Origin of the sequence: Trinickia caryophylli, from assembly GCF_034424545.1 — a bacterium.
In the GTDB taxonomy this organism is placed as follows: Bacteria; Pseudomonadota; Gammaproteobacteria; order Burkholderiales; family Burkholderiaceae; genus Trinickia; species Trinickia caryophylli.
The window spans coordinates 2,265,045-2,279,882 of record NZ_CP139971.1; the positions used below are offsets into that span (position 1 = coordinate 2,265,045).

Annotated in this window: 11 protein-coding genes; 1 reads left to right on the forward strand and 10 read right to left on the reverse strand. The window is 65.6% G+C overall.

The window, feature by feature from the left end; translation table 11 throughout:
- Positions 1-32: 32 nt before the first annotated feature.
- The 10 genes from gsiB to dapA all read right to left on the reverse strand — a co-directional run bounded on the left by gsiB (position 33) and on the right by dapA (position 14,029).
- A complete protein-coding gene (gene gsiB, locus U0034_RS29070; protein WP_085230725.1) occupies positions 33-1,601 on the reverse strand; it encodes a glutathione ABC transporter substrate-binding protein GsiB in 1,569 nt (522 codons plus the stop codon).
- A 114-nt stretch (positions 1,602-1,715) separates the two neighbouring features.
- Entirely contained in the window at positions 1,716-3,617 is a 1,902-nt protein-coding gene (locus U0034_RS29075) for a dipeptide ABC transporter ATP-binding protein (protein WP_085230743.1), read from the reverse strand.
- A gap of 11 nt (positions 3,618-3,628) precedes the next feature.
- Positions 3,629-4,636, reverse strand: coding sequence for an isoaspartyl peptidase/L-asparaginase family protein (locus U0034_RS29080; protein ID WP_085230724.1), 1,008 nt, complete (start codon positions 4,634-4,636; stop codon positions 3,629-3,631).
- Positions 4,633-5,598 carry a MurR/RpiR family transcriptional regulator gene (locus tag U0034_RS29085; protein WP_085230723.1) on the reverse strand — a complete coding sequence of 322 codons (966 nt, stop codon included), beginning with the start codon at positions 5,596-5,598 and terminating at the stop codon, positions 4,633-4,635. The genes U0034_RS29080 and U0034_RS29085 overlap by 4 nt, the downstream gene beginning before the upstream one ends.
- Positions 5,599-5,935: 337 nt before the next feature.
- Positions 5,936-6,718, reverse strand: a complete 783-nt coding sequence (locus tag U0034_RS29090) for a DeoR/GlpR family DNA-binding transcription regulator (RefSeq protein ID WP_085230742.1) — start codon at positions 6,716-6,718, stop codon at positions 5,936-5,938.
- A 145-nt stretch (positions 6,719-6,863) separates the two neighbouring features.
- Positions 6,864-8,057 (reverse strand): sialidase family protein, encoded by a 1,194-nt coding sequence (locus tag U0034_RS29095; RefSeq protein ID WP_085230741.1) that lies wholly within the window; start codon positions 8,055-8,057, stop codon positions 6,864-6,866.
- A 49-nt stretch (positions 8,058-8,106) separates the two neighbouring features.
- The gene (locus U0034_RS29100; RefSeq protein ID WP_085230722.1) at positions 8,107-9,531 is read right to left on the reverse strand and encodes a sodium:solute symporter family protein; all 1,425 of its coding nucleotides are present in this window, start codon (positions 9,529-9,531) and stop codon (positions 8,107-8,109) included.
- Between the two features lie 64 nt (positions 9,532-9,595).
- The gene (pdxA, locus tag U0034_RS29105; protein WP_085230721.1) at positions 9,596-11,965 is read right to left on the reverse strand and encodes a 4-hydroxythreonine-4-phosphate dehydrogenase PdxA; all 2,370 of its coding nucleotides are present in this window, start codon (positions 11,963-11,965) and stop codon (positions 9,596-9,598) included.
- Positions 11,962-13,131: an iron-containing alcohol dehydrogenase gene (locus U0034_RS29110; protein ID WP_085230720.1), complete on the reverse strand. Its 1,170-nt coding sequence runs from the start codon at positions 13,129-13,131 to the stop codon at positions 11,962-11,964. Before U0034_RS29110 ends, pdxA begins: the two co-directional genes overlap by 4 nt.
- 10 nt (positions 13,132-13,141) lie before the next feature.
- Positions 13,142-14,029: a 4-hydroxy-tetrahydrodipicolinate synthase gene (gene dapA / locus U0034_RS29115; protein WP_085230719.1), complete on the reverse strand. Its 888-nt coding sequence runs from the start codon at positions 14,027-14,029 to the stop codon at positions 13,142-13,144.
- 242 nt (positions 14,030-14,271) lie between these two features.
- Here dapA and U0034_RS29120 point away from each other — a divergent pair, with 242 nt between their 5' ends.
- Entirely contained in the window at positions 14,272-14,835 is a 564-nt protein-coding gene (locus U0034_RS29120; protein WP_158243590.1) for a TetR family transcriptional regulator, read from the forward strand.
- Positions 14,836-14,838 lie beyond the last annotated feature (3 nt).

Sequence of the window (14,838 nt, forward strand, 5' to 3'; positions counted from 1 at the left end):
CTGCTCGCTGCCGTGCGGTGCTTGTTCGCCGGTTACTTCATCGCAATGTCGTCGAAGTTGAACGAGCCGTCCGGCATCACGTAGATCCCCGAAAGCCGCTTGCTGCGCGCATAGACGACGTTCTCGCGCACAAGGAAGATCCACGGCGCGTCATGCCAGATCTGCTTTTGCGCCTCGGCGTAGAGGGTGGCTTTCTGCGAGCGGTCGGTCGTCTGCAGCGCTTGCGAGAGCGCGCGGTCGACCTCGTCGTTCTTGTAGTAGGCGGTGTTGGGCAGCTTCGGCGGGAACGAGGAGCCCGCGAGCAGCGGCGTGATCGCCCAATCGGCTTCGCCGGTCGACGACGACCACCCGATGTAGTACATCCGCACCGGTGCGGTGGCGGGATCGGGGGCGCTCTCGACCTTGGCTACGCGCTGGCCGGCTTCGAGCGCCTGGACCTGCGCCTTCACGCCCACTTGCGCGAGCTGCTGCTGGACGAACTGAATGACTTTTTGCGAGGTCGTGTTGTTATAGCCGGACCACAGCGTCGTTTCGAATCCGTTCGGATAGCCGGCGTCCTTCAGCAGCGCGCGAGCCTTGGCGGGATCGTAAGGCCAGGGGCCGAGCTTGACGGCGTAGTCGACGCCCGGCGGCACGACGCCCTCGGAGGGCACCGCGTAGCCGGAAAACGCGACTTTCGCGAGCGCTTCCTTGTTGATCGCGTAATTGAGGGCCTCGCGCACCTTCGGATTGTCGAACGGCTTTTGCAGCACGTTGAGGCTGACATAGCGCGCGATGATCGAGGGGCCCGTGATCAGGTCGACTTTCTCGCTCGATTTCAGCGCGGGAGCCTGCTCGAACGGAATCTGGAACGCGAAATCGGCCTCGCCCGTTTGCATCAGCGCGGCGCGCGTATTGTTGTCGACGACGGGTTTCCAATCGATGGTGTCGATCTTCGGATAACCCTTCTTCCAATAGCCGGCGAATTTCTTGACCTTCAGATCGTCGGTCTGCTTCCACTCGACGAATTCGAACGGACCGGTGCCGACCGGATGAAAGGCCACGTCCTTGCCCCACTTCTTGAGGGCGGCCGGCGAAATCATGACGGCGGACGGGTGCGCGAGTACGTTGATGAATGCGGAAAACGGCGTTTTCAGCGTGATTCTGACCGTATCGGGAGCGACGACTTCTGTCTTTTCGATTCGATTGAACATGCCGTAGCGCTTGAGCTTGTTCGCGGGATCGGTGACGCGATCGAAATTCGCCTTGACCGCGGCCGCATCGAAATCTGTACCGTCCTGGAACTTGACGCCCGGGCGCAGCTTGATCGTGTACACGCGGGCGTCGGGGCTTGCCTCATAGCTCGCTGCCAGCACGTTCACGAGCTTCATGTCCTTGTCGAACCCGAAAAGCCCTTGATAGAACGACTTGGCCACGGCCATCGACAGCGTATCGTTCGCATCGTACGGATCGAGCGTCGTGAAGGTCGACGCCACCGCCATTACAGCCTGCTGCGCCGCATGGGCTGACGCGCCGAACGCGAGGGTCAGCGCGAGCGCGCAGGCAGTGCCGCCGGCGGATCGTCGCAGGCGGGCGGGAATGGACGCAATGGCCGGATTCATTTCTGTTTCTCCTTGTGGTCGAAAGGCGAAGGTGCGCGGGGTGGGGCGGCTTCGTCGTGTCAAAGCAACAGCGGTTCGCGGTTCGTTCTTCGGGGTACGTTCTTCGGGGTACGTTCAATAGGCGCCGCCGACGCGATGGGCGGCGACGAAGTGACCGGGGCCTACGGCAACGAGCGGAGCGACGGCGGGTTCGTCGCCGACGGCACGAATCGGGTTCGGCACTTCGTCGGCAACGACGCTGCGCTTGAGGTGCCGGCGCGCGGGGTCGACGATGGGCACCGCGCTCATCAGCTTCTTCGTGTAGGGATGCTGGGGCGATTCGAAGATGGCCCGGCGCGGGCCGATCTCGACGATTTGCCCGAGATACATGACGGCCACGCGGTGGCTCACGCGCTCGACGACGGCCATGTCGTGCGAGATGAACAGATAGGCGACACCGAGCTCGCGCTGCAGGTCGAGCATCAGGTTGACGATTTGCGCCTGCACCGACACATCGAGCGCGGAGACCGATTCGTCCGCGATGACGACTTTCGGGCTCAGTGCGAGTGCCCGTGCGATGGCGATGCGCTGCCGCTGTCCGCCGGAGAATTCATGCGGATAGCGGCGCGCCGCATCGGCCGGCAGTCCGACTTTCTCCAGGAGGTGCGCGACGCGCGTGCGCGCCTCGGGGCCGCGCGCGACCCTGTGAACGAGTAGCGGCTCCATGATCGAAAAGCCGACGGGCACCCTCGGATCGAGCGAGGCGAACGGGTCCTGAAAGATGAACTGGATGTGTCGGCGCAGCGCCTGCAGGTCGCCGCGCTGCAGCGTGCTGATGTCCCGGCCGTCGAATTCGATCGTGCCGCTTTGCGATTCGACGAGCTTCAGCAGCGACCGGCCGGTGGTGGACTTGCCGCAGCCCGATTCGCCGACGAGTGCCAGCGTCTCGCCCGGATAAAGGTCGAAGCTCACGCGTTCGACGGCGTGCACGTTTTGCGTGACGCGCCCGAATATTCCGCTTCTAACCGGAAAGCGAGTGACGAGATCGCGCACGCGCAAAACGGGCGTGCGGGCGGCGGGCGCGTCGCCAGTTGTGGGCGATAGGGCTGCCGCGGCGGCTTCGGCATCGGCACGCTCGACACTGGGCACGGCGAACGGCGCCGGCCCGTCGGTGCCGCGCATCGCGCCGAGACGCGGCACGGCGGCGAGCAGTGCCTTCGTGTAGCCATGCGCGGGTGCATCGAAGATCCGCGCGGCGGGGGCCTCTTCGACCTTCTCGCCACGGTACATGACGAGCACGCGATCGGCTACTTCGGCGACGACGCCCATATCGTGGGTGATGAAGATCACCCCCATGCCGATGTCGTCCTGCAGGTTGCGTATCAACTGCAGGATCTGCGCTTGTATCGTCACGTCGAGCGCGGTCGTCGGTTCGTCGGCGATCAGCAGCGATGGCTTGCACGAAAGCGCCATTGCGATCATCGCGCGCTGACGCATGCCGCCCGAGAGCTGATGCGGGAACCTTGCGAAAACGCGGCGAGCCTGTGGGATGCGGACGAGGTCCAGCATGCGCAGGGCTTCCGCCTGCGCCTCGCCACGGCTCTTGCGTTGATGCAGCGCGATTGCTTCGACGATTTGATGGCCGACCGTAAAAACCGGATTGAGCGAAGTCATCGGCTCCTGAAAGATCATCGCGATGTCGGCGCCGCGAATGGCGCGCATCGTCGATGCCGAGGCATGCACGAGGTCGACGGCGCGGCCGTTGCGGCGGCGCAGCGCGATGTCGCCGTGCGCGATCCGTCCGCCGCCGTGCTCGACGAGGCGCATCAATGCGAGCGAGGTCACGGACTTGCCCGATCCCGATTCGCCGACGATGGCGAGTGTCTCGCCGAGATCTACCGAAAACGAAACGTTGCGCACAGCCTCGAAGACCTGTCCTTCGCGCTGGAACGCCACTGAAAGGCCGTCTACGCTCAGCACGCGCCGTTCGGGGAGCGCTTGTTCGAGACGTTGAGCCGCCGGTGTTTCGGGACGCATGATCGGTTCCTTCAAAATGCTGCGCCGGCGCGAGGCGTGCGGTAAATCGCGATGCTCGGGCCATCGCCCGCGCGTACGAAACCCCGGTACATGCCTTCGGTATTGAACGGCAGGGCGACGTTGCCATCCGCATCGACCGCAACGAGCCCGCCGCTGCCGCCGATCGGCGCGAGCCGCTCCATGACGACCGTCTCGGCGGCGGCGGCCAGCGTGGCGCCGCCATAGGCCATCCGCGCGCTCACGTCGTGCGCGGCGACGAGACGCATGAACGTCTCGCCCGTGCCCGTCGTCGAGACGGCGCAGGTCGCATCGTTTGCATAGCAGCCGGCGCCGATGATCGGAGAGTCGCCGACGCGGCCGGGCTGCTTGTTGGTCATGCCGCCCGTCGACGTGGCGGCGGCGAGGTGCCCGTCGGCATCGAGTGCGACGGCGCCCACGGTACCGAGCTTGCGGTCGGGATCGATCGGCGCGCACGCCTCGGGTGCACCCGGATCTTGTGCCGCCGCGCGGGCCGCGTCGTGGTCGAGCATCGTCCGGCCGGCATGGCGTGCGTTCAGCCATTGCACGTAGCGCGCCTCGGTGCCGAAATAAGCGGGCTCCACGCATTCGAGCCCCTGGGCCTGGACGAACGCATCGGCCCCCGGCCCGGCAAACATGACGTGTTCGCTCGCTTCGAGCACGCGCCGCGCCGCGAGGATCGGATTTTTTGCACGTGTGACGCCGCATACGGCACCCGCCGCGAGCGTGCGGCCATCCATGATCGCGGCGTCGAGTTCGTGCGTGCCGGCCGCGGTGTAAACGGCGCCGCGGCCCGCATTGAAGAGCGGACAGTCCTCGAGCAGACGCACCGCGAGGCAGACTGCGTCGAGTGCGCTGCCACCTCGCGCGAGCAATTGCTCGCCGGCCCGGAGGACATCGCCGAGCGCCGTCAGATAAGCGCGCTCGGCTTCATCGGTCATCGCGTGCCGGACGATCGTGCCGGCGCCGCCGTGTATCGCGAGAACGGGGCGGCGCTTCATACTTTCTTCCCTGTGCCGCGTGCACTGCGCGTGCGTCGTTTGGAGGCATTGGCGGTGGCGATCTGCGCGCTCCGTGGCGGACTCGCCAGCCACGGATGGACGAACTCGGTCATTTCGGCGGCTGCCATGACAGCGCGCTTCGATCGATGCGCGACGGCGTCGACGAGTGCTTCGATCGCGGCGAGCACGGCCGCATCGCAGTTCGCGCCAAGATGACGCTCCGCACGCACGATCAGGGTCAGTCCGGCAATGCGCGCGAGCGGGGATTCGGCGCTGTCGGTCAGCGCGAGCACGGGCACGCCGAGATCGGCGGCGCGCGAAGCGAGAACGATCGTGTCGTTGATATAGCGCGGGAAGGCGATCGCGACGAGCAGGTCGTTCGCGGTGGCGCGCCCGAGATGCCGGGCCGCATGCGTTACGCCGCCGATTTGCGCAAGCGACTCCACGCCTTCGTGATACGGCGCGAGGTTGTACTCCATGAGCCCGGCCAAAAAGCCGCTCGTGCCAAGCCCGAGCACGTAAACGCGGCGCGCCTTCAGGATGGCGCTGACGGCTGCCTCCGCGTTGGCCGCATCGATTGCGTCGCGCGTGGCGTGCAGATTGACGATGGTCTGATCGAGAGAGCGGTCGAACACCTCGCCGCGTGCCGTAGGCGATTCCTGCGCCGTACGCAGCCGTTCGACGTGCGCGAGCGTCGCTTCGAATCCGCGGACGAGCGCTTCGCGAAAGGCCGGATACCCGTCGAAGCCGAGCGTGCGCGCGAACCGATTGGCGCTGGCCACCGATGCGCCGACGGCGCTGGCGAGTTCGTCGATGCGCATCGTGGCCGCGCGGTAAGGGTTCGCATGCACGTATTCCGCCATACGCCGATGCACGGGCGTCAGCGCTGGAATGGCGGCGGCGATTCGCGCCGAGATCGTCGTTTCGGGGGTTTCCCGGGGCTGCGGGAGCGCTTTCGTCATGCGGGCGGGAGCGACTGAGCGGTCTCAGTCTCGCGTTGCTGGAATGAAAGTATGTTTACATGAAAGACCCGCTGAAAAAAAATAATTTTCGCGAACGAGCGTGCGTGTTCGTGCCGGCGAGGTTGCCGTTGCGACCGCGGGGGCGGTTTGGGTGTGTATCGGAGAGGAAGCGCGGCGCGGGGCGGCGCTCGGCACTCGACGCTAGAGCGAGCTGCCGCCGCAGACGAGGATCGGCTACCCGGTGATGGCGGGACAGGCGATCAGTCGTCTTGGCATGCTGGTTCCGGTTTCGTCGGGTGGCCCCCGATTCGAGCTTCGCCGTGGCGAGGGACGATGCTCACGCTGCTTCGCCTTTCCGTGCGCGGACGGATTCGATCGTCACGGCGGGCACCGCCTCGAACGCGCGCAGCCCGGCATGTGCGGCATCGGCGTCGGTGATGAGCCTCCATGGCCCGTCGATCGGTGCCCAGTGCTGCTGGCTGCTGCGGTTGAGCTTGTCCGACGTCGCGAGCACGTAGACCTGCGCCGCTTGCCGCATCAGGCACTCCTTCAGCCATGCCTGATCGGCGGTTGCCTCGCACAGTCCGCGGCCCGGTACGACGCCGTCCGCACCAACGAAGGCCTTGTCGACGCTGATGCGCGTGAGCATCAGCTGGGCCAGCGGTCCCAGGGTGCTCATGCTCGGCTCGCGGACTTCGCCGCCCAAAAGCGTGAGCGGCACGCCGCTGCCGGCGAGCGTCTGCACCACGAGCAGGTTGTTCGTGACGACGTGGATGTCGCGGCGCGAATGCAATGCACGCGCGAGCGCGGCGGTGGTCGTGCCGCTGTCGAGAAAGATCGTGTCGCCTTCGGCGACGTGCCGCGCCGCCGCGCGGCCGATCGCCTCCTTTTCGGCGCGAAAGCTGTGGCTGCGCTCGTCCAGCGACTCTTCGGGCACATGTGCGGCGACCGAGGCGGCGCCGCCATAAGTGCGTAGAATCAAGCGCTCGTCGGCCAGTGCGCGAAGGTCGCGCCGCACGGTCACTTCCGAAATGCCGAAGTGCTCGCAGAGCGCCGAGACCTCGGTCATGCCGGACAAAACAGCCTGAAGCATCGCTTCGCGGCGGCGTGCAACTTTCATATCGGGATCGGAAATCGGTTCTGAAGACCGCCCGTGCCACTGTTTCGAGCGGGAGCGGGCGGCGGCGCTCGGTTTGCCGCGCGCGAGTAGTTTATCCATTTCCGATATCGCAGGCGCGTCGATCGGCCGCCGCGCGCCATTGCGCTCAGGTTCCGGATCGAACCCAGTCTTGCGTGACGCACACATATTTGATGCGCTGCCGGAAGTACGTATAGGCGATATGCAGACGCCCGTCCGCCGTTTGCACGATCGTCGGATAGGAGAATTCGCGGTTCAACCGCTGCGCGGAGTTGTTCGTCATGCAGTAGCCGTCGCCCGTTTCCAGATTTCGCTGCTCGGGCCACGTTGTTCCGCCGTCGTGCGAGACGGCAAGCGTCATCGGCGCGCGCGGCGCCCCCCAGAAGGCCGTGCCGCGCGCGGATGGGGCCTGGTCCGCGACCGTGCCGTCGGCTTCGTCGTCTTCGATCTCGTCGTAAAGAGAAGCCCGGCGCTCGGTGCTGTCCTTCGCGCTGCTGTGGTTGAACACGAGTGCGAGATCGCCGTTCGCGAGCGCGGCGCATTGAATCGATGCGTTGTTGTTCGGCAGTGCGAGCGGCTGCGGCGCATCCCACGCCACGCCGTCGGCCGAGCGGCTCAGATAGAGGTGGTCGGCCCAGCGGCTGCGAAAGAGCGCGACGAGCGAGCCGCCGGCGAGCGGCTGAATGCTCATGTGCACGCAGCCCACGCTTTGCGGTACTTCGTGCTCCTTCCAGCTCATGCCCTGATCGGTCGAGCGCATGACCACGCTGATGTCGTCGTTGCCCGACCAGCGCTCGCCCGGGCGCGTGCGGCACAGGAAAGCTGGGCAGAGCCATGCGCCGTCCGGGGCCACGACGATCGGTTGGCGCACGAACGTGCCGGGCTTGTCGAAGAGCGTATCGATTGGCCCCCACGTGCGGCCGTTATCGCGCGAAATGCGCCGGCGGACGATCGCCGTGTTCTGATGCCCCGAACGCTGGGCCGTATAGACGAGCCACAACGCGCCGTCGGGCGCGGCGAACAGCACGGGATTCTGCTCGGAGCGCGTTGGATCGTCGGAGAGCTTGAGGGGGGCGCTCCAGCAATCGCCGTGCGCCTCGAGCCGGGAGAGATAGATGGAAATGTCGGCCACGCCTTCCTGCGTACCGCCGAACCAGGCGCACAGCAGATCACCGTTTGCGAGCGCGATCAGATTGGCCGCATGGCTCTGCACCGTAGCGGCGGGCAGGTAGGCATCGATGCGCGCGGCGTCGCCGTCCGCGCGATGAAGCTTGCCCGGCATGGAAAGCGCGGGTGCCGGCAAGGTGGAGATGGAAGTCATCGTCATGAGTCCGAAACGAATCGAAGGGGCTCGCTTGTGCGCCGGCTGATTACGAATCGCGGCGCGCCATGCGCACCGCCTGCTCGGCAAGGGCGCCGTGCCGGCTGCTCGAGGGCAAAAGGCGTTCGATTGCCATGACGATGGCGGGCACGAGCAGCGCCACGTACATGTTGTCGATGCCGAACGGGTTGCCGGACAGATACCAGGCGGTGGTCGCGATCGTGGCGAGGATCATGCCGGCCACGGCGCCGCGGCTGCTGTTGAACAAGGGCAGATAGATGCCCATGAGCGCGACCACGGTGACCGAGAGCCGCAGTGCCCTGGTGAAGAACGAAAGCGCGAGGATCTGCGGAACGAAGAGCACGAAAATGAGCGGTGCGAAGCCCACGGCGAACGAAATCGTGCGCGTGACGCGCAATTCGCGATCGGGCGAGGGACGATAACGCGGTACATAGAAATCCTTGACGATCAGCGATGCTATTGCGAGCGCGACGGTGCTTACGCTCACGAAAATCGAGGCCACGAGCGAGACGGTGACGAGGCCGGCGAGCAGCGGGTTCATATGCTGCAGAAAGACCGGCAATGCGTAGAGGCTTTTCATGCCGGGGAACAGGAACTTCGCCGCCACGCCGATGATGCCGAGCGAAATAGCGACAGGCACGCAGAGTGCCGCCGCGATGAGGGTCGAGTTGCGCGCGTCGTTGGCCGACTTGGCGCCCGAGATTGCCTGGATGATGAACTGGGTCGAGAAGATCGCGCCGGCGGTGCCGATCACCCACGCGCCGATGGTGCTGCCGCCCAACGAGCCTTTCCATGTGAAGTAATGCTCGGGCATGGCCTGCATCATCGGCGCGATGCCACCCGTCATGGACAGCGCGACCCAGACGAGCACGCCGATACCGATCAGTTTGACTGCGCTGTGGAGAATCGTGACATAGGCCACGCTCTTGAGCCCACCGTAGGCGTAGTAGAGGGTGCTGACGACGGCGGTGATCAGCGCGGCGGTGGTGAGATTCACGCGCAGCACGGTCGAAATGGCCGCGGCGCCGCTCACATAATTGCCGACGTTTACGATCAGCAATGCATAGATCATGATGGCCGAAACGACGAGGCGGGCCGATTGCCCATATTTTTGTGCGATGAAGCCGGAAATCGTGAATTCGCCGGATTTATAGAGGCGTTTGGTCATGAACAGGCCGAAAAGCAGAAAACCGATTGCCGCGGCGATGACGGACCACGAGGCGGCGATGCCGACGCCGAATGCCTCCTGCGAGGTACCGATGGTCGACTTCGCGCCGATGAACTCCGACATCAGCAAAATGGCGATGACGATGGCGGGCGCCGAACGTCCCGCGACCATGAACTGCTCGGTCGTCTTGCTGCGAAGCCGAACACTGATCCACGTCGTGACGACGATGTAGATGGCGACCATCGCGACGATGATGGCCGTGTCCCAAACGCTGAAATGATTCATGGCTGTCTCCGATTGTTGTCTGATGTCGGCGCGAGGCAGTGCGGCTCGCGCCCGGGGGGCCTTTTCAGGCCGCCTGCAGCGCCCGTCGCGTCGCAAGGTCTTGTGCCTGCTTGAGCGCTTCGAGCATGCTGCGTTCGTCGGCGATGCCCTTGCCCGCGATATCGAACGCGGTGCCGTGGTCTACCGACGTGCGGATGACGGGCAGGCCGACCGTCACATTGACGCCCGCCTCGAGCCCCATCACCTTGACGGGGCCATGGCCCTGATCGTGGTACATCGCGACGACGACGTCGAAGTCGCCGCGCCCGGCGCGAAAGAACAGCGTGTCGGCCGGCAGGGGGCCTTCGACGTCCCATCCGCGTTCGCGGACGATCCCAATGGCCGGCACGATCTTTTCCTCTTCTTCGCCGTAGCCGAAGAGGCCGTTTTCGCCCGCGTGCGGGTTGATGCCGCACACGCCGATACGCGGAGAATCGATGCCGGCCCGTACGAGCGTTTCGTGCGCGCGTTCGATCGTGCGCAGCACGAGGCCGGGCTCGATCTTGCGGATCGCGTCGATGATGCCGATGTGCGTCGTGACGTGGATCACGCGCAGCGTCGGCGCGACCAACATCATCGATACTTCGGGGATGCCGGTGAGCTTGGCCAGCATCTCGGTATGGCCCGGGAAAAGGTGTCCGCCCGCGTGAAGCGCCTCCTTGTTGAGCGGCGCGGTGCAGATCGCATCGAGTTCGCCGGCGGACGTAAGGGCGACCGTGCGCTCGATATACCGATAGGCGGCGTCTCCGGCGAGCGCGGAGAGCTTGCCGTAGGGGAGGTCCTCGGGAATGAGACCGAGGTCGATGCAATCGACTTCGCCATAGGCGAAGCGCGCCTCGGCCGGCGCCGCGATCGCGCGCACGCGCAGCGTCACGCCCGCGCGCAGCCCGGCGTCGGCGAGCCGCCTCGCGTCGCCGATCACGAGCGGGCGGCAGCCGTCGTAGACCGACTGGTGCGCGAGACTCTTCATGATGATTTCGGGGCCCACACCGGCTGCATCGCCCATCGTGATGCCTATTACGGGACGAGAACTCATGGTTTCCTCTTTACTGGGTGCTTGCATGGCAGGCGGTTGTTGAGGCGATCGCAAGGCGACGAGATGCCGCCAGCAGCGGTAGAGCGTGTCGCTTTCGCCGAATGCACCCGCTTTCGTGACGACGGGTATGGCTTCTTCGTAAAGGGGGACGCGCGCAAGCAGCAGGGGCACGCCGGGCTCTATTTCCTCGACGACGGTCAGCGAGGCGATGCCGATCGCATCGAGCAGCGCACGTGCCGTTTCTCCGCCCGTCGCGATCAGCGCACTGGCCTCGCGCGCTGCCGGTGCGAGCGCATGCGCGAGCCGCTCGGTGAGGCACGCGGCCGTTGGGGCCGGCATGCGTTGCCGTTGGGCGAGATGCACGAGCACATGGCGGCCGCGCGTGAGCCAGTGCGCCACGCGGCCGCCCAGCGTGACGATGCCGGGGTGATCCGGCTCGAGCAATGTGGCCGCGTCGATTTCGACCGACTCGAACGAGCCTGCGGCGCTTCCCTGGAGCATGGCGGCCTGCCGATGCGAAACGCTCGACATGCTGCCCACCGCCACGAGCACGCCGCGCGCATGGAGGCGGTTCGGTTTGGCCGCGGGCGTGGCGATGCGTGCCGTGGCCTGCGAGGCGCCGGCAAGGCTGCCGGCCAGCGCCTCGACGAGCGGCCGCATCAGGCCAGCGGAGCCGACCCAGAACACCGTGTCCAATGCAGCCGATGCCTGCGCGATCGATGCAAGATCGGCGTCGGTCTCGCTGTCGCAGATGACCGCCTCCGTTCGTGCGGCGAGGAATGCGGCCAGTTGCGCGTGCAACGATTCGGGCCCTTTGCGGACTTCGTCGAGCGAAACGTGTGCGGTGCGCAGCGCGGCTCGGGAAAGCAGGAGCGTGAGGTCCGCTCGGCCTTCCATGCCCTCGTTTCGCCAGAGCTCCGACGTTTCGACGGGAACACCATGAACGAACTGGCGTGCGTCGACAGTCGTCCGCCCCGCATGCGGCAAGGCGGGGGCGACGATCGCCATGCCGGCGAGCGGCACGAGCGTCGCGATCTCGCCGGCAATGTGGCCGCGCAAGGTCGAATCGATTTTCTTGTAGACGCGGCGGCCGGCGGCATGCCGTTGCCAGGCTTCGCGGGTAGCGGTAATCGCCGATGCGAGATCGAGCCGGCGCGAGTCGGTATCGATGGCGAGTACGTCGGGGGCCGGCGAATCGGCCGCTGGTCTGCGGCGTCCCGCGCCCTCGGTGCCCGGAGCGTTCAGCACGACGACGGCGTGCAACCCGTGGCGGCGGCAGACGACGGCGGCATCCGCGGTACCCGAGAGATCGTCGCCGATGACGATCAGCTTGACGCTCCCCTGCGCACGTGTGCTCATGGCAGGAGCCGGCGATAAATACCGGCGATGTCGTCGCGGCTGAGTGGCTTCGGATTATTGGCGAGCAGCCGCGTGACTTTCGAGGCCGCGGCGGCAAGCGCATCGACGTGTGCCTCCGTTACGCCGAAGCGGCGCAGATCCTGGGGAATGGCGAGCGCGGCGGTCCAGCTGCGAATGCGTTCGAGCAACGTCTCGGCGGCGGCCATCTCGTCGCCTCCGGGCGCGGCGAGCGCGAGGGAGCGGGCTACCTGGGCGAGCCTGGGAGCGATGGCGTCGCGGTTGAAATCCATGACGTGCGGCAGCAGCATCGCATTGGCGACGCCGTGCGTCACGTTGAACATCCCGCCGAGCGGATAGGCGAGCGCATGCACGGCGGCGGTGCCCGCGGCCGTGAGCGCGAGGCCGCCGTACATCGAGCCCAGCAGCATCGCCTCGCGTGCGCGCAGCGAATGCCCGTGCTCGTAAGCTTCGACGAGATTCGCGCCGATGAGACGCATCGATTCCATCGCATACATGTCGCTGATCGCGTTCGCTTTCGTCGAAATGTACGACTCGAGCGAGTGGATGAATGCGTCCATGCCCGTGGCGGCGGTGATCGGCTGAGGTAAATCGAGCGTCAGCGCGGCGTCGAGGATCACGAGCTGCGGCAACAGATGGCGGCTGACTATGCCGACTTTCAGGGCTTCGTCGGGGAGCGTCACGATGGCGTTCGGCGTGACTTCGGATCCCGTGCCGGCGGTTGTCGGCACGAGGATCATCGGCACGCCCGGGGTACCGATCTTGTCGATGCCGAGCCATTCGCGCAGCGGCTGACGATTGGTCAGCCGCACGGCGAAGAGCTTGGCTGCATCGAGCACGCTGCCGCCGCCGACGGCAAGCACCGCATCGGGCTTGAACGGCTCTATTTGCTCGCGGAAGACGGTTTCGACGTTTTCGATAGAAGGCTCGGGCTCCACGCCGCGCACGATCATCACTTCGACATCGCGCGCTTGCAGCGCCGCCACGACATTATTCGCTATGCCGTTTCTTTCGAGGGCCGGCTGCGTAATGAACGCGATACGCCATATGGGACGATCGAGCAGCGCGAGCTTGTCGGGCAACTGCGCGAGACTGCCGGCCCCATGGACGATGTGCTTGACCGTTTGAAAATGATGAACAGTGCTCATGATTCGATTTTCAGCTGATACGCGGATAGTGTTCGAGGGCTTTGGCGAGCCGCTCGCGCGCATTCGCGTCGAGCGGCTGGGCGGGGGCACGCGCTGGCCCCGCCGGCATGCCAAGCATCGCGGCGGCCGCTTTCAGCACGACGGGCATCGTGCCGAGCGAAAACGCATCGCGCAGTGCGCGCAGCGATTCCTGTGCTTGCCGCGCGGCGGCAAGGTCGCCGGCTTGAAAGCTGTTCCAGATCGACATGACGACCTGGGGCACCGCATTGGTGGTCGCCGCAACGGCACCGTCGCCGCCGGCCATGAGCGTCCAGAGGATCAGCGAATCCGTACCCGTAAACACCGCGAAGTCGTCGCGACGCAGCCCGATCAATTGCACGAGCCGATCGAAATCGCCGCCGCTGTCCTTGATGCCGCGAATATTGGGAATCTCGGCGAGGCGGCGCACCGTCTCGATGGCGAGCGTCACGCCCGCCTTCGCGGGAATCGTATAAAGCATGACAGGCAGCGAGGTGGCGCGCGCGATGCGCTCGTAGTGCGCGAAAAGTTCTTGCTGAGTCGCGCCGTTGAAGTACGGGGTAATGACGGAGACGGCGCCCACGCCAACGTCTTCCATTTTCCGGTTGAGCGCAATGACGTCGCGGGTCGCGTAAGCGCCAGTGCCGGCAATGACCGGTACGCGCGAGCGGGCCTGATCGACGGCGATCCGGGCGATACGCAACTTCTCCTCTTCCGAGAGCGCGATGAATTCGCCGTTGGTGCCGAGCACGAAGAGGCCGTGAACGCCCGCCTCGATCAGGCGTTCGACGAGCACGCGCAGGCCGCGTTCGTCCACCTCCTCTTCGGCCGTCATCGGCGTAACCAGCGCGGGAATGATGCCTTTGAACTCGACTGCCATTGAAAGCTCCGATGAGGTCTCGGGGGCTGGGGAAATGATCGTTTCGATCATCCCTGTGCGCTGCCGGCGGGCATATTGCCTCGGCTTGCTGGGCACATTCGACCGTTTCGATCATTGTAGGCGATCAAAGCGGTCCATCAATCGCGTGTAAACCCTCGTTTTGATCGATTCGATCGTTTTGGTCGCTCATGGGTGCCACGCACGAACAATACGATCGTATTGTTCGTGGTAACATCCGGCGCATGTCCATACGTCATCATCGGCCCAAGGCCCCGGAACTCGTCAGGGCCGCTTTGCTCGAAGCGGCTGCCCGCCTGCTTCAGGACGGCGCCACTGTCTCGATCGGCTCGGTGGCAGAGGAGGCCGGCGTATCGAAGGGGGCTGTTCAGCATCATTTCGCGAGTCGCAGCGGCCTCTTTACCGCACTGGCCGACGAGCTGATCGCTACGTTCGAGGAAGACGTGAAAGCGGAGATCGGCCGGGATCCGATACGAGCGGGCGCCCACGCACGGGCATATGCCCGTGTAGGCGCCCGCGTGGCGATCACCGAGTACGAGTGGTCGCGTGCTGTTATTTGCGCTTCGGTGGCCGAGCGCGACGTCGCGGCGCGCTGGCGCAATTGGGTGCAGGACGATCTGGCGCACGACGAGGGCAGCGAGGCCGGGAAGATCGATTTGCTTCTCGCGCGGCTGGCGGCGGACGGGCTCTGGCTTTCGGACATCCTCGGCACCTATCCGCTGTCGTCCGATATCCGCGAGAAACTTCTCGAACGGATCGAGGCGCTCACGCTGCCCGCGCAGGACTGATCC

Excerpts from the sequence above, each read along its gene's own strand:
- gsiB (WP_085230725.1), bottom strand. The coding sequence starts at position 1,601 with ATGAATCCGGCCATTGCGTCCATTCCCGCCCGCCTGCGACGATCCGCC.
- U0034_RS29075 (WP_085230743.1), bottom strand. The coding sequence starts at position 3,617 with ATGCGTCCCGAAACACCGGCGGCTCAACGTCTCGAACAAGCGCTCCCC.
- U0034_RS29080 (WP_085230724.1), bottom strand. The coding sequence starts at position 4,636 with ATGAAGCGCCGCCCCGTTCTCGCGATACACGGCGGCGCCGGCACGATC.
- U0034_RS29085 (WP_085230723.1), bottom strand. The coding sequence starts at position 5,598 with ATGACGAAAGCGCTCCCGCAGCCCCGGGAAACCCCCGAAACGACGATC.
- U0034_RS29090 (WP_085230742.1), bottom strand. The coding sequence starts at position 6,718 with ATGAAAGTTGCACGCCGCCGCGAAGCGATGCTTCAGGCTGTTTTGTCC.
- U0034_RS29095 (WP_085230741.1), bottom strand. The coding sequence starts at position 8,057 with ATGACTTCCATCTCCACCTTGCCGGCACCCGCGCTTTCCATGCCGGGC.
- U0034_RS29100 (WP_085230722.1), bottom strand. The coding sequence starts at position 9,531 with ATGAATCATTTCAGCGTTTGGGACACGGCCATCATCGTCGCGATGGTC.
- pdxA (WP_085230721.1), bottom strand. The coding sequence starts at position 11,965 with ATGAGCACACGTGCGCAGGGGAGCGTCAAGCTGATCGTCATCGGCGAC.
- U0034_RS29110 (WP_085230720.1), bottom strand. The coding sequence starts at position 13,131 with ATGAGCACTGTTCATCATTTTCAAACGGTCAAGCACATCGTCCATGGG.
- dapA (WP_085230719.1), bottom strand. The coding sequence starts at position 14,029 with ATGGCAGTCGAGTTCAAAGGCATCATTCCCGCGCTGGTTACGCCGATG.
- U0034_RS29120 (WP_158243590.1), top strand. The coding sequence starts at position 14,272 with ATGTCCATACGTCATCATCGGCCCAAGGCCCCGGAACTCGTCAGGGCC.